Origin of the sequence: Blastococcus sp. CT_GayMR16, assembly GCF_004570875.1 — a bacterium.
GTDB lineage: Bacteria > Actinomycetota > Actinomycetes > Mycobacteriales > Geodermatophilaceae > Blastococcus_B.
Genome location: NZ_SPQK01000005.1, coordinates 86,075 through 100,344 on the forward strand (window position 1 = coordinate 86,075; position 14,270 = coordinate 100,344).

Below are 14,270 nucleotides of genomic sequence, written 5' to 3' on the forward strand. Positions count from 1 at the left end.
AGCCGTACGGCTCCGCGATTGTGGCCGACCGCGGTCGATCAGGGGCGGTTACGGCACACGAACGTGTGGTGAACCCTCGGCGAAAGACGCGCTCAGCCCTCAGCGGCCGGTGAACTGCGCCTTGCCCGGGCCGTTCTCGATGAAGGAGGTCATGCCGATCTTCTGGTCCTCGGTGCCGAACAGCTCGGCGAACAGACGACTCTCCAGGGTGAGCCCGTCGGTCAGCGGGCCCTCCAGACCCTCGTCGATCGCCTGCTTCGCAGCGGCCATCGCCCGCGGCGGGCCGGCGGCGAACTTGCGCGCCATCGCCACGGCGGTCGAGTACACCTCGTCGTCCGGCACGACGGCGTCGGCCATGCCGATCTCGAGGGCCTCCTCGGCCCCGACGTGCCGGCCGGTGAAGATCAGGTCCTTGGCCTTCGCCGGGCCGACCAGCCGGGCCAGGCGCTGGGTGCCGCCGGCGCCGGGGATGACGCCGAGCTGGATCTCGGGCTGCCCGAGCTTCGCGGAGGCACCGATGACCCGGAAGTCCGCGCACAGGGCCAGCTCGTAGCCGCCGCCGAGGGCGTAGCCGGTGATCGCGGCGATGACCGGCTTGGGGATCTGGGCGACCTGCGTGAAGGAGTGGGTGAGCTCGCGACCCCAGTCGGCCATGCCGGTGGCGTCGAGCTGGGACATCTGCTTGATGTCGGCGCCGGCGGCGAAGACCCGTTCCCCGCCGTAGATGACGACGGCGCGGATGTCCGCACGCTCCGATGCCTCGATCGCCGCCCTGCGCACCTCCCAGTGGAGCTGCTCGTTGATCGCGTTCATCTTCGGCCGGTCGAGGCGGATCGTGCCGACCCCGCCCTCGACCTGCAGGGTCACGAATTCCGGTTCAGCCATGCAGGCACCCTATGGCCCGGCCCAGCGGCTCGCCGCGAGCCCGCGAAGGGGCGGGAGGACGGGGTCCCCCCTCAGGCAGCGCGCCGGGCCATGAACCGGCCGTCGGTGCGGGTGAGCGACAGGGACAGCCCGAAGGTCTCCGACAGGGCGCTCTCGGTGAGGACGTCGTCCGCGGCTCCGGCCGCCACCACCTGCCCGTCGCGCAGCAGCAGGGCATGGGTGTAGCCCGGCGGGATCTCCTCGACGTGGTGGGTGACCAGCACCTGGGCGGGCGCGTAGTGGTAGCGGGCGAGGTCGGACAACCGGGCGACCAGGTCCTCCCGGCCGCCCAGGTCGAGGCCGGCCCCGGGCTCGTCGAGCAGCAGCAGCTCGGGGTCGGGCATGAGGGCGCGGGCGATCTGGGTGCGCTTGCGCTCCCCCTCGCTCAGGGTTCCGAACGGGCGGTGGGCGAACTGCTCGACCCCCCACTGCTTCATCAGCATCCCGGCGCGGGTGAGGTCGTGGACGTCGTAGCGCTCCCGCCCCCGCCCGACGACGGCGTAACCGGCCGACACCACGATGTCGCCGGTCTTCTCCGCCGGAGCGATGCGCTGCGCCAGGGCGGCGCTGGTCAACCCGATCCGCGGGCGCAGCTCGAACACGTCGACGGCACCGAGGGTCTCCCCCAGCAGCCGCACCTCCCCGCGGGTCGGGTGCAGCAGTGCCGCGGCCAACTGCAGCAACGTCGTCTTCCCCGCCCCGTTCGGGCCGAGGACCACCCAGCGGTGGTCGGCCTCGACGGTCCAGTCCACGCCGCGCAGCAGGTAGGTCTCCCCCCGCACGACGTCGACCCCGGTCATCCCGACGACCGCCCCAGGGGCGGCTGAGCTCGACACGCCCCCATCCAATCAACCTCGCGGGTCGCCCCTGCGCCCCCACGCGGCCAGGAGTTGGCAGGATCGCGGTATGGGCGACAACGCAGGAGCCGAACGTCTCGCCCACGAGGTCCTGCCCGGGTCGCCGTCACCGCTCGGCGCCCTGTGGGACGGCACCGGCACGAACTTCGCCCTGTGGTCGGCCGGCGCCCACGCGGTCGACCTGTGCCTGTTCGACTCCGAGGGCGCCGAGCACCGGCACCGCCTGGAGGAGACGACCCACCAGGTCTGGCACGGCCGGCTCCCGGGGGTCGGCCCCGGCCAGCGCTACGGCTACCGGGTGCACGGCCCCTACGACCCGCAGTCCGGGCTGCGGCACAACCCGGCGAAGCTGCTGCTGGACCCCTACACCCGGGCCGTCGACGGCGCCGTGACGCTGCACCCGTCGCTGTTCGGTTACTCCGACAGCGCCGTCGACACCCCGCAGGCGAACCCGATCGACTCCGCGCCCTACGTGCCGCGCGGCGTCGTCGTCCACGATCCCTTCCCCTGGGACGGCGACCGGCCGCTGCGCACCTCGTGGTCGGACACCGTCATCTACGAGGTGCACGTCAAGGGCGCGACGGCGGCGCATCCGGACGTGCCGGCGCACCTGCGCGGCACCTATGCGGGGTTGGCGCACCCGGCGTTCGTGGAGCACCTCCAGTCGCTGGGCGCGACCGCCGTCGAACTGCTGCCGGTGCACCACTTCGTCAGCGAGCCGCACCTCATGCGCCGCGGCCTGACCAACTACTGGGGCTACAACACGCTCGGCTACTTCGCGCCGCACGCGGCCTACAGCTCCTCGGGCAGCGGCGGGAACCAGGTGCTCGAGTTCAAGACGATGGTCAAGGAACTGCACGCCGCCGGCATCGAGGTCATCCTCGACGTGGTCTACAACCACACCGCAGAAGGCGATCACACCGGGCCGACGCTGTCGCTCAAGGGCATCGACAACCCCGGCTACTACCGCCTGGACGGGCAGAACAACGCCCGCTACACCGACTACACCGGCTGCGGGAACACCCTCGACGTCCGCCGTCCCGCCGTCCTGGCGCTGCTCATGGACTCGCTGCGCTACTGGGTCACCGAGATGCACGTCGACGGGTTCCGCTTCGACCTCGCCTCGGCGCTGGCCCGCTCGATGCACGACGTCGACCGGCTCTCGGCGTTCTTCGACGTCGTCCACCAGGACCCGGTCGTGAGCAACGTCAAACTGATCGCCGAACCCTGGGACGTGGGCCCCGGCGGGTACCAGGTGGGCAACTTCCCGCCGCCGTGGACGGAGTGGAACGGCAAGTACCGCGACACGGTGCGCGACGTCTGGTCGGGGGCGCACGTCGGCATCCGCGACCTCGCCTACCGGCTGACCGGCTCCTCCGACCTGTACCGCTCCGACGGGCGGCGCCCCTTCGCGAGCATCAACTTCGTGACCGCCCACGACGGGTTCACCCTCACCGACCTCGTCACCTACGAGCACAAGCGCAACGAGGCCAACGGCGAGGACAACCGGGACGGCGAGAGCCACAACCGGAACTGGAACTGCGGCGTCGAGGGGCCGAGCAGCGATCCGGAGATCGAGGCATTGCGGGCCCGCCAGGTGCGCAACCTCCTGACCACCCTGCTGCTGTCGACGGGCGTGCCGATGCTGACCGCCGGCGACGAGCTCGGCCGCACGCAGCAGGGCAACAACAACGCCTACTGCCAGGACAACGAGCTCTCCTGGATCGACTGGAAGGACGTCGACGAGGACCTGCTCGCGTTCGTCTCCCGGCTGGTCCGGCTCCGGCGCTCCTCGCCGGTGCTGCGTCAGGAGGCGTTCTTCGAGGGCTCGGAGATCCCGGGCGCCGGCGGCACGCGCGACCTCGCCTGGTTCGCGCCTGCCGGGGGCCAGTTGACCACCGCCGACTGGTTCGACGCCGGGCTGCAGACCCTGGGCATGTACCTCGACGGCCGGGGCATCCGGCACCGCGACGAGCACGGCCGCCCGGTCGTCGACGACTCCTACCTCGTGCAGCTGCACGCCGGCCCAGACCCGGTCGCGGTGCAGCTCCCCGGCCCGCCGTGGGCCGACGGATACGAGCTGGTCCTCTCCACCGAGTACCTCACCGGCGCACCACCGGAGAAGACGGTGGTCGCCCCGGGCCCCATCGAGCTCCCCGGCCGCACCGTCTGGCTGCTCAGAGTCCTTCGGCGTCCCTGAGCACGAGCCCGCCAGCGACGAGCGCGGGGAAAAGATCCTCTGGCCCGCGGCCATGTAGCCGAGATCCCCGCGCTCGACAGGCCCTGTGGACGCCGACCGCGACGGACCTGCACATTCGGGCAGGCTGCCTCGGTGCTTCCGCCGGCCCGCCCGCCCTCGCTGCGGAGCAAGGTCTTCCGCGGCTCCACCGCGGTGGCCGCACAGTTGCTGACGGGGCACAACTGACGTCGACGGCCTGGCGGCGGCTCTTCCGCGATGTGTACGCCGACGCGGCGCTTCCGGACACGCATGAGACCGCCGTAGCCGGCGCCACGCTGATCATTCCGCCCTCGGCCGTCTTCGCCGGCAGGTCCGCCGCCTACCTCCTCGGCGCGGAGTCTCTGGCCCCGGCCTCGACGCCGGTGGAGGTCATCGTCCCGGAGACCGACCGGTTCGGGCCGGTCACCGGCCTGCGCATCCGTCGCACGCTGTTACCCGAGCACGACGTCCGCAGCGTGCGCCGGATCCTCTGCACGACCCCGGTACGCACCGCCCTGGACCTGGCCCGCTTCGAGGACCTCATGGAGTCGGTTCCCGCGCTCGACGTCCTGCTCGCGCGGGGCCTGGTGAACGCCGAGCAGCTGTCGGAGGAGGCCGCGACGCTGACCAGCGGCAGGGGCACCTGCCGCGCACGCAGGGCGGTCGCTCTCGCCGACGGACGTGCCGAGTCGCCACCGGAGTCGAGGCTGCGGGTGATCCTCCGACGCGCTGGGCTCACGCCCGAACCCCAGTACGTCATCTGCGACCCCGACGGAAACTTCATCGCCCGGGTCGATCTCGCCTTCCCAGAACACCGTGTGGCGGTCGAGTACGACGGCGCGTGGCACGGGAGGCCGGGCCAGTTGGCCCGCGACCGCAAGCGGCTGAACGCACTGGTCGCAGCAGGGTGGACGGTCCTGCACGTGACGGCGGCAGACCTGCACGAGCCTGGTGCTCTGGTCCTCGGGGTCCGCACGCTGCTGTCCACGCGCGACCGCGGGGTTGTCGATCTCTCGATTGCTTCGATGAGGCGACATTCCCCGCGCTGGCCATGAACGCGGAGAGCCCCGGCCGATCGGCCGGGGCTCTCCGTGCTTCTCAGGTCGAGCGGATCAGTCCTGCGGCTGCTCGAAGGTGATGACCGTCCAGCCGAGGAGCAGGCGGTCGCCGTCGGCGAGCGGGTGCGCGACGCCGGGCTCGAGCTGGGTCCACTCGGTGGCCTCCGGGCCGGCGACGTGCGTGCCGTTGAGCGACCCGAGGTCGACCAGGGACACCTCGCGGCCGGAGCGCTGCAGAGCCGCGTGCGCCGAGGAGAGGACGTTCTGGGTGTCGGCGATCGGTACCGGGCGGGCCGAGCCGGCGGAGACCAGCTCGTGGTTGTCGGGACGCCGACCGAGCACGAGGTCCTCGTCGACGGTCACCACCATGCCGTCGTCGAAGCGGAGCACCGGCGCCGCCGTCTGCTCCGGCCGCCAGAAGGCGGTCTGCTCACCGGACTCCACCGCGGCGCTCGGCGCGCGGCTCGATCCGGCGCCCGAGCCGAAGCCGGCGTCCGACGCCGCGGTGAACGGCGACGGTCCGGGGGCGGGGGCGGCGGCCGGCACGGCCGAGGACGACGACGGCGCCGCCTTCGCCAGCTGCAGCATCGCGCCGGACCCCGGCACCGTCCCGTCGACGAGGTCGAAGGCGACACCCGGCGGCATCTGCGGCGCGGCCGCGCCCGGCCCCACGTAGAGCGTCTGGCCCAGGGTGAAGCCGGAGGCGAGCGTGCAGCCCTCCACCGACGACCCGGACACGGGGACACCGTCGACGGCCGGCTGGCCCTTGCCCGACCACAGGGCGACACCGGTACCGGTGCCCCCCGACGTGTCGGCCAGGACGAGCGCGAACGAGGCGGACCCGTGAGCGAGCGAGCTCACCTGGCCGGCGACGGCGGACAGCACTCGGTCGGCACCGGGACCCGACACCCCCAGGCAGGCGTGGAGGGCCGCGACGAGGGCGGGCGAGCCGGGTGCGTCGACCCAGAGCAGCCCGCCGCCGCGGCGGGCGACGACGGAGTCTCCGGGGAGGACTTCACAGCGGTCAGGCATGGCCTCCAGCCTAGTGATCGACGGGCGGTCTGGCTGACCGCGCGATGCCGCCACGCCGGGCGTTCACCAGGTCACACGGGGTCCATGGGACCTGCGTGAGTGAAGTTTCACGCGATTCGATCTCAGGCACTCGTGACCACCCCGAGCTCCGCCGGGTCGGCCATTCGCTCGGAGTGCGGGAGCACGCGCACCGTGTAACCGAAAGCGCCCGTGCGCTCCAGCGGCAGGGTGGCGGTGAACCAGTGCCGGGAGCCGTCAGTGTGCTCGTGGGCCATCGGCACGGTGGTCACGTCGTGCAGGCCGTCGGCGTCGTCCACCCGGCCGTAGGCGGCCTGGACCTCGATGTCGGCCGGGGCCAGGCCCGGGAGCTCGACCTCGGCGCGCAGATCCAGCGTCGACCCGATCTGGGGGGTGTCGCCCCCGCCGGTCGCCTCCACGTGCGCCACCCGCACCGCGGGCCAGTTGTGCAGCAGGTGTGAACGCCAGGACGCCTCTTCGCGCGCCGGCGCATACCCCTCGACGGTCATCGCCCGGGCGGAGCCGGCCGCCGGCACGTACAGCTTCTGCACGTAGTCGCGGACCATTCGCGTGGCCAGCACCTTCGGCCCGGTCTCCCGGAGCGTGTGCCGGACCATCTCCACCCACCGAGCGGGCACGTTGTCCCGGCCGGTCTCGTAGAAGCGGGGCACCACCTGGTTGCTCAGCAGGTCGTAGATGGCCCGCGCCTCGACCTCGTCACGGCGGTCGGCGTCGGCCACGCCGTCGGCGGTCGGGATCGCCCAGCCGTTCTGCCCGTCGAACCACTCGTCCCACCAGCCGTCGCGGATGGAGAGGTTGAGCCCGCCGTTGAGCGCGGCCTTCATGCCGGACGTGCCGCAGGCCTCCAACGGGCGCAGCGGGTTGTTCAGCCAGACGTCGCATCCCCAGTACAGGTAGCGGGCCATCCCGATGTCGTAGCCGGGCAGGAACGCGATCCTGTGCCGGATGTCCGGGTCGTCGGCGAACGTCACCATCTGCTGGATCAGTTCCTTGCCGCCGTCGTCCGCGGGGTGGCTCTTGCCGGCGATGATCAGCTGGATCGGCCGCTCGGGGTCGAGCAGCAGCGCCTTGAGCCGCTCGGGGTCGCGCAGCATCAGCGTCAGTCGCTTGTAGGACGGGACGCGCCGGGCGAACCCGATCGTCAGGACGTCGGGGTCGAAGGCCTTCGCCGTCCAGCCGACCTCGGCCTCCGTGGCGCCGCGCGAGAGCGCCGTGTCCTTGATCCGGCGGCGCACCTCCTCGACGAGGCGGGCGCGCAGCGTCCGGCGGATGCTCCACAGGTCGCGCGCGGCGATCTTGTCGACGCCGTCGAAGTGGACCGGGCCGTCGATGTCGACCGGGTCACCCTGACTGGAGGTCTGGGTGCCCATCTCGACCAGCTCGCGGGCGGTCCAGGTCGGGGCGTGCACCCCGTTGGTGATCGAGGAGATCGGCACGTCGCTCTCGTCGAACCCGGGCCACAGGTCGGAGAACATGCCGCGGCTGACGTGCCCGTGCAGCTCGCTCACGCCGTTGGCCCGCTGACCGAGCCGCAGGCCCATGTGCGCCATGTTGAACTTGGTGGGGTCCTCCTCTGCGCCGAGCGTGAGCAGCTCCTGCAGCGGGACGCCGAACCCGGCGAAGTAGCGCTCGATCAGCGCCCGGGGGAAGCGGTCGATGCCGGCCGGGACCGGGGTGTGCGTGGTGAACACCGTGCCCGCCCGCACCGCCTGCAGCGCCTCGGGGAAGCTCAGCCCGTGCGCCTCGCTCAGCTCGCGGATGCGCTCGACACCCTGGAATCCGGCGTGGCCCTCGTTGGCATGGAAGACCTCCGGCGCCGGCGTCTCCGTCAGCCCGCAGTAGGCCCGCACGGCACGGACGCCGCCGATGCCGAGCAGCATCTCCTGACGCAGGCGGTGGTCCTCGTCGCCGCCGTAGAGGCGGTCGGTGACCACGCGTTCGGCCGGCGCGTTCTCCTCGATGTCGGTGTCCAGCAGCAGCAGTGACACCCGGCCGACCTGGGCGCGCCACACGTGGGCGTGCAGCGCACGCCCCTCCGGCAGCGGCACGGTGATGACGACGGCGGAGTCGTCGGGCTGGCGCAGCAGCTTCACCGGCAGGCCGTGCGGGTCGAGCGACGGGTAGTGCTCGAGCTGCCAGCCGTCGGCGGACAGGCCCTGCGCGAAGTAACCGGCGCGGTAGAGCAGGCCTACGCCGATCAGCGGCACGCCGAGGTCGGACGCCGCCTTGAGGTGGTCACCGGCCAGGATGCCCAGGCCGCCGGAGTACTGCGGCAGCACCTCCGTGATGCCGAACTCGGCGGAGAAGTACGCGATGCCGGCCGGCGCCTCGGGCCCGAGGGACTGGTACCAGCGCGGCGTCGACAGGTACTCCTCGAGGTCGTCGACGGCGTCCTGGAGCCGGCGGACGAACTTGCGGTCCTTGGCGAGCTGGGCCAGCCGCTCGGCCGAGACCTCACCGAGGACCTTGACCGGGTCGCCGCCGCAGCGCTGCCACAGGTCGGGGTCCAGCGCCTCGAAGAGGTCGCGGGTCTCCACGTGCCACGACCACCGGAGGTTCATCACGAGCTGGGACAGGGGGGTCAGGGGTTCGGGCAGCGCCGCACGGACGGTGAACCGACGAAGAGCTCGCACCGGACGAGACTAACCAGCAGGCGCCGGACCGCCAGGGGGCCGGAGGAATCAACCGCTTCCCCCGACACCACGCTCCCCGAGAGCCCCAACGGGTGAGACAGGTGTGACGTGATCGCAGCCGAGGTGCTGGTGGGGCGGGCACTCGATAGCGTGGCGGGGATGACTGGCCGCGCTGACCTCCGCCTCGGCATCTCCGATGTCGCCCCCGTCGTGTCCTGCGGGTCGTTCTCGGCCCGCGCAGTGGTCGGCGAGCACCTGCCGATCACCGCCACCGTGTTCCGCGAGGGCCACGACGCCGTGGCGGCGAATGTCGTCTGGAGCCCGCCGGGTGCGGACGACGCTCCCCCGCTGGTCCGCATGGCGAAGCTCCCTCCGGAGCCCGACCGCTGGCTGGCCACCGTCGTGCCCGACCGCGAGGGGCTGTGGTCCTTCCGCATCGAGGCGTGGAGCGACCCGCTGGCCACCTGGCACCACGCCGTCGAGGTCAAGGTCGAGGCCGGGCAGGGCGCCGAGGACCTCGCCAACGACCTCGAGGAAGGCGCCCGCCTGCTCGACCGGGTCGCTGCCGAGGCCGACTCCGCGCACCGGGACGCCCTCGCGGCCGCCGCGACCGCCCTGCGCGACACCTCGCTGGAGCTCACCGCCCGCATCGCGCCGTCGTTCACCGCGTCCCTGCAGGACTACCTGCACGAGCACCCCGTGCGCGAGCTGGTAACGCCCTCCCCCACGTACGAGGTCTGGGTCGACCGCCCGACCGCGCTCTACGGATCGTGGTACGAGTTCTTCCCGCGGTCGGAGGGCCCCGTCGTCGGCGGGAAGGCCACCCACGGCACTTTCGCGAACGCTCAGGACCGGCTGCCGGCGGTGGCCGAGATGGGCTTCGACGTCGTCTACCTGCCGCCGATCCACCCGATCGGCACGGTCAACCGCAAGGGCCCGAACTCGGCGCAGTTCCCGGGCGGCAACCCGACCGACGTGGGGCCCGACGAGGTCGGCTCACCGTGGGCGATCGGCAGCGCCGAGGGCGGGCACGACGCCGTCCACCCGCAGCTGGGCACGATGGAGGACTTCAGGGCCTTCGTCGCCCGCACCCGCGAGCTGGGCATGGAGGTGGCGCTGGACTTCGCGCTGCAGGCCGCGCCGGACCACCCGTGGGTGGAGAGCCACCCCGAGTGGTTCACCACCAAGCCCGACGGCACGATCGCCTACGCGGAGAACCCGCCGAAGAAGTACCAGGACATCTACCCGGTCAACTTCGACAACGACCCCGAGGGCATCTACGCCGAGTGCCTCCGGGTGATCCGCGTGTGGATCGAGGCGGGCGTGAAGATCTTCCGCGTCGACAACCCGCACACCAAGCCGCTGAGCTTCTGGCACTGGCTGATCTGGGAGGTCAAGAAGACCGACCCCGACGTGCTGTTCCTCGCCGAGGCCTTCACCCGGCCGGCGATGATGCACCAGCTCGCGCGCATCGGGTTCACGCAGTCGTACACGTACTTCACCTGGCGTACCGAGCGGCAGGAGCTCGAGGAGTACGGCCGGGAGCTGGCCACGAACAGCCACTACATGCGGCCCAATTTCTTCGTGAACACCCCGGACATCCTGCACGAGTCGCTGCAGTTCGGCGGCCCGCCGATGTTCAAGATCCGTGCCGTCCTCGCATCGATGATGAGCCCGACCTGGGGCGTCTACTCCGGGTTCGAGCTGTTCGAGCACGTCGCCGTCCGGCCCGGCAGCGAGGAGTACCTCGACAGCGAGAAGTACCAGCTGCGCCCGCGGGACTGGGCCGCCGCCGAGGCCGCCGGCCGGAGCCTCGCGCCCTACCTGCGCCGGCTCAACGAGATCCGGCGGGCCCATCCGGCGCTGCAGCAGCTGCGCACGCTGCACTTCCACGCCGTCGACAACCCGAACCTGCTGTGTTTTTCCAAGACGGCCGACCGAGGGACCGACCCGGGGTCGCAGGACGCCGTCCTCGTCGTCGTGAACCTGTCGAGCCACAACACCCAGATCGGGACGACGTCCCTCGACCTCCCGGTGCTCGGCCTGGACTGGCACGAGCGGTTCGCCGTCACCGACGAGATCGGTGGCGCGAGCTACGACTGGGGCCAGTTCAACTACCTGGAGCTGGACCCCTACCGCGAGCCCGCCCACGTCTTCGCGGTCACCCTGCCGCGACCGGTGACGTTCCCGCCGCCGGTCGCGTAATCCGCCCCTTCCCCTGACCGCACCCCGCCGATGAACGAGGGCCACCCCCAGCGATGACCGTTCCCGTCCCCGACTCCCCTTCCAACCGCTCCGCGCTCCCGCCGCCCGGCACCGATCCGGAGTGGTTCAAGCGTGCGGTCTTCTACGAGGTCCTCGTCCGCGGCTTCGCCGACAGCAACGCCGACGGCGTCGGCGACCTGCGCGGCATGATCGACAAGCTGGACTACCTGCAGTGGCTCGGCGTGGACTGCCTCTGGCTGCCACCGTTCTTCGCCTCCCCGCTGCGCGACGGCGGCTATGACGTCAGCGACTACACGGCCGTCCTGCCGGAGTTCGGCGACATCGAGGACTTCAAGGACTTCCTGAACGCGGCCCACTCCCGGGGCATGCGGGTGATCATCGACTTCGTCATGAACCACACCTCGGACCAGCACCCGTGGTTCCAGGCCAGCCGCAGCGACCCCGACGGCGAGTACGGCGACTTCTACGTCTGGGCCGACGACGACTCCGGGTACGCCGACGCGCGGATCATCTTCGTCGACACGGAGTCCTCGAACTGGACCTTCGACCCGGTCCGCCGGCAGTACTTCTGGCACCGGTTCTTCTCCCACCAGCCGGATCTCAACTTCGAGAACCCGAAGGTGCAGGAGGCGATCATCGATGCCCTGCGCTTCTGGCTGGACCTCGGTGTCGACGGCTTCCGTCTCGACGCCGTCCCCTACCTGTTCGAGGAGGAGGGGACCAACGGCGAGAACCTCCCCAAGACCCACGAGTTCCTCAAGCACGTGCGCAAGGTGGTCGACGCCGACTACCCCGACACCGTGCTCCTGTGCGAGGCCAACCAGTGGCCGGCCGATGTCGTCGAGTACTTCGGCGAGGACGGCGACGAGTGCCAGATGGCCTTTCACTTCCCGGTGATGCCGCGCCTGTTCATGGCCGTCCGGCGGGAGCAGCGCTTCCCGATCTCGGAGATCATGGCGCAGACGCCGGACATTCCGGACAACTGCCAGTGGGGCATCTTCCTGCGCAACCACGACGAGCTGACCCTCGAGATGGTCACCGACGAGGAGCGGGACTACATGTGGGGTGAGTACGCGAAGGACCCCCGCATGAAGGCCAACATCGGCATCCGCCGGCGGCTGGCCCCGCTGCTGGACAACGACACCAACACCCTCGAACTGTTCAACGCGTTGCTGTTCTCCCTCCCCGGCTCCCCCGTCCTCTACTACGGGGACGAGATCGGCATGGGCGACAACATCTGGCTCGGAGACCGCGACGGCGTCCGCACCCCGATGCAGTGGACGCCGGACCGCAACGGCGGCTTCTCCAGTGCCGACCCCCAGCGGATGTACCTGCCACTGAACCAGGACCCGGTCTACGGCTACCAGGTGACCAACGTCGAGTCCCAGCTGCGCAACACCAACTCGCTGCTGCAGTGGGTCCGCCGGATGATCCGCGTCCGCAACGAGCACCCGACGTTCGGCCTGGGCACGTTCGAGGAGGTCGGGTCGCGCAACCCCACGGTGCTGTCGTTCGTGCGGAGGTTCGGCGACGACATCGTGCTGTGTGTCAACAACCTGTCCCGGTTCCCGCAGCCGGTGGAGCTGGACCTGCGCCAGTTCGAGGGCTACACGCCGATCGAGCTCACCGGCCGGGTCGAGTTCCCACAGATCGGCGTCCTGCCGTACATGCTCACGCTGGCCGGGCACGGCTTCTACTGGTTCGAGCTGTCCAAGCCGGTCGAGCCGGCCGCGGACGAGCACGAGGACTGGGAGCAGGCTCCGTCGAGGATGCTGTCCAGCTCCGTCGCCGACTCGCTGCTGGCCGCGGGTGTGGTCAGCGCCGCCGAGGAGACGCCCGGCGACAACGCACCGAGCGCGTCCGAGCCCGACACGGAGGGGGACTCCCGATGAAGGTGCTCACCGACCTGTTCCGCGAGTGGATGCCGCACCAGCGCTGGTTCGGTGGCAAGGGCCGCGAGTGGGCCGACGTCTCCGAGGACGGCTTCTTCCTCGACCGCGGCAACCCCGTGCTCTCGGTGCACCGGGTCCGGGTGTCCTACACCGACGGGCACAAGGAGACCTACCTCGTCCCGCTCTCCTGGCGCGACCACCCGGCCGACGACCTCGAGTCGGCCTTCGTCGGCGCCGTACCCAACGAGAACGGCGAGAGCTACGCCTACGACGCGATGCGGGATCGCGATGCGACCCCGCCGTGGCTGATCCACCTGGTCAACGCCTCGACGATCGGGCCGATGCACTTCCACCCGGCCGGCGTCGCCTACATCCCCGAGGGGCTGCCCGGCGACATCGTCTCGGGCGAGCAGAGCAACACCTCGCTCATCTACGGCTCCGAGGCGATCCTCAAGCTGTTCCGCCGGCTCGAGCCGGGCCTCAACCCCGACGTCGAGATCCACGACGCGCTCCGGCAGACGAACAACAAGCACATCGCCCCCCTGCTGGGCCACATCGAGATCGACGACGCCGATCCCGCTCATCCGCCTGCGACGGTCGCGATGCTGCAGACCTTCGTGCCCAACGCGAGCGACGGCTGGCGCCTGGCGACGGCGAGCGTCCGCGACCTCTACGCCGAGGGCGACCTGCACGCCGACGAGGTCGGGGGCGACTTCGCCGCGGACAGTGAGCGGCTCGGTGCGGCCACCGCCTCGGTGCACGCCGACATGGCCTCGGTGCTGCCGACGGAGCCGGCCGGGCCCGAGTGGTTCGCGACCGTCGCCGAGCAGATGGCCGAGCGGCTGACGGCGGCCACCGAGGTCGTGCCCCAGCTGGCCGAGCACGCCGACGGCCTGCGCGAGCTCTACGCCGCCGTGGCCGCGACCACCGAGCAGGTGGTGCGCCAGCGCGTCCACGGCGATCTGCACCTCGGGCAGGTGCTGCGAACCGCGACCGGGTGGATCGTGCTCGACTTCGAGGGCGAGCCCGCCCGCCCGCTGGCCGCCCGGCGGGAGCTCGACAGCCCGCTGCGCGACGTCGCCGGGATGCTGCGGAGCTTCGACTACGCCGCCCGGCACATGCTGGTCGAGCAGCCCGACGACGCGCAGCGCGCCTACCGGGCGCAGGAGTGGGCGGCCCGCAACCGCGCCGCGTTCTGCGCCGGGTACTCCACCGCCGGCGGCCTCGACCCGTGCGGCGAATCACCACTCCTTCGGGCGTTCGAGGCGGACAAGTGCGTTTACGAGTGCGTCTACGAGGCACGGAACCGTCCGCATTGGCTGATGATCCCGCTCAACAGCCTGTCCCGGCTGACCAGCCGCGAGTGACGCGCCCGCAGCACGACCGAGCAC

At 71.3% G+C, this 14,270-nt stretch carries 9 protein-coding genes; 5 read left to right on the top strand and 4 right to left on the bottom strand.

Going from position 1 to position 14,270, the window contains the following annotated elements:
* Positions 1-99: 99 nt before the first annotated feature.
* Entirely contained in the window at positions 100-885 is a 786-nt protein-coding gene (locus tag E4P38_RS08135; RefSeq protein ID WP_135131271.1) for an enoyl-CoA hydratase-related protein, read from the bottom strand.
* A gap of 71 nt (positions 886-956) precedes the next feature.
* The gene (locus E4P38_RS08140) at positions 957-1,760 is read right to left on the bottom strand and encodes an ATP-binding cassette domain-containing protein (protein ID WP_245160887.1); all 804 of its coding nucleotides are present in this window, start codon (positions 1,758-1,760) and stop codon (positions 957-959) included.
* Positions 1,761-1,830: 70 nt separating this feature from the next.
* Here E4P38_RS08140 and glgX point away from each other — a divergent pair, with 70 nt between their 5' ends.
* A complete protein-coding gene (glgX, locus tag E4P38_RS08145; RefSeq protein WP_135131272.1) occupies positions 1,831-3,981 on the top strand; it encodes a glycogen debranching protein GlgX in 2,151 nt (716 codons plus the stop codon).
* Positions 3,982-4,238: 257 nt separating this feature from the next.
* Entirely contained in the window at positions 4,239-5,054 is an 816-nt protein-coding gene (locus E4P38_RS08150; RefSeq protein ID WP_135131273.1) for a DUF559 domain-containing protein, read from the top strand.
* Positions 5,055-5,111: 57 nt separating this feature from the next.
* On the opposite strand, the gene E4P38_RS08155 is transcribed toward E4P38_RS08150, so the two are convergent.
* The gene (locus E4P38_RS08155; protein ID WP_135131274.1) at positions 5,112-6,089 is read right to left on the bottom strand and encodes an FHA domain-containing protein; all 978 of its coding nucleotides are present in this window, start codon (positions 6,087-6,089) and stop codon (positions 5,112-5,114) included.
* A 122-nt stretch (positions 6,090-6,211) separates the two neighbouring features.
* Positions 6,212-8,761 (bottom strand): alpha-glucan family phosphorylase, encoded by a 2,550-nt coding sequence (glgP, locus tag E4P38_RS08160; protein ID WP_135131275.1) that lies wholly within the window; start codon positions 8,759-8,761, stop codon positions 6,212-6,214.
* A gap of 159 nt (positions 8,762-8,920) precedes the next feature.
* On the opposite strand from glgP, the gene E4P38_RS08165 reads away from it, so the two are divergent.
* From E4P38_RS08165 to E4P38_RS08175, 3 genes are read left to right on the top strand one after another with little or no spacing between them, the layout of a single operon-like run.
* Entirely contained in the window at positions 8,921-10,966 is a 2,046-nt protein-coding gene (locus tag E4P38_RS08165; protein ID WP_135131276.1) for an alpha-1,4-glucan--maltose-1-phosphate maltosyltransferase, read from the top strand.
* 53 nt (positions 10,967-11,019) lie between these two features.
* The gene (gene treS, locus E4P38_RS08170) at positions 11,020-12,879 is read left to right on the top strand and encodes a maltose alpha-D-glucosyltransferase (RefSeq protein ID WP_135131277.1); all 1,860 of its coding nucleotides are present in this window, start codon (positions 11,020-11,022) and stop codon (positions 12,877-12,879) included.
* Positions 12,876-14,246, top strand: coding sequence for a hypothetical protein (locus tag E4P38_RS08175; protein WP_135131278.1), 1,371 nt, complete (start codon positions 12,876-12,878; stop codon positions 14,244-14,246). The genes treS and E4P38_RS08175 overlap by 4 nt, the downstream gene beginning before the upstream one ends.
* The last annotated feature ends 24 nt before the right edge of the window (positions 14,247-14,270 follow it).

Excerpts from the sequence above, each read along its gene's own strand:
- E4P38_RS08135 (WP_135131271.1), bottom strand. The coding sequence starts at position 885 with ATGGCTGAACCGGAATTCGTGACCCTGCAGGTCGAGGGCGGGGTCGGC.
- glgX (WP_135131272.1), top strand. The coding sequence starts at position 1,831 with ATGGGCGACAACGCAGGAGCCGAACGTCTCGCCCACGAGGTCCTGCCC.
- E4P38_RS08155 (WP_135131274.1), bottom strand. The coding sequence starts at position 6,089 with ATGCCTGACCGCTGTGAAGTCCTCCCCGGAGACTCCGTCGTCGCCCGC.
- E4P38_RS08165 (WP_135131276.1), top strand. The coding sequence starts at position 8,921 with ATGACTGGCCGCGCTGACCTCCGCCTCGGCATCTCCGATGTCGCCCCC.
- treS (WP_135131277.1), top strand. The coding sequence starts at position 11,020 with ATGACCGTTCCCGTCCCCGACTCCCCTTCCAACCGCTCCGCGCTCCCG.
- E4P38_RS08175 (WP_135131278.1), top strand. The coding sequence starts at position 12,876 with ATGAAGGTGCTCACCGACCTGTTCCGCGAGTGGATGCCGCACCAGCGC.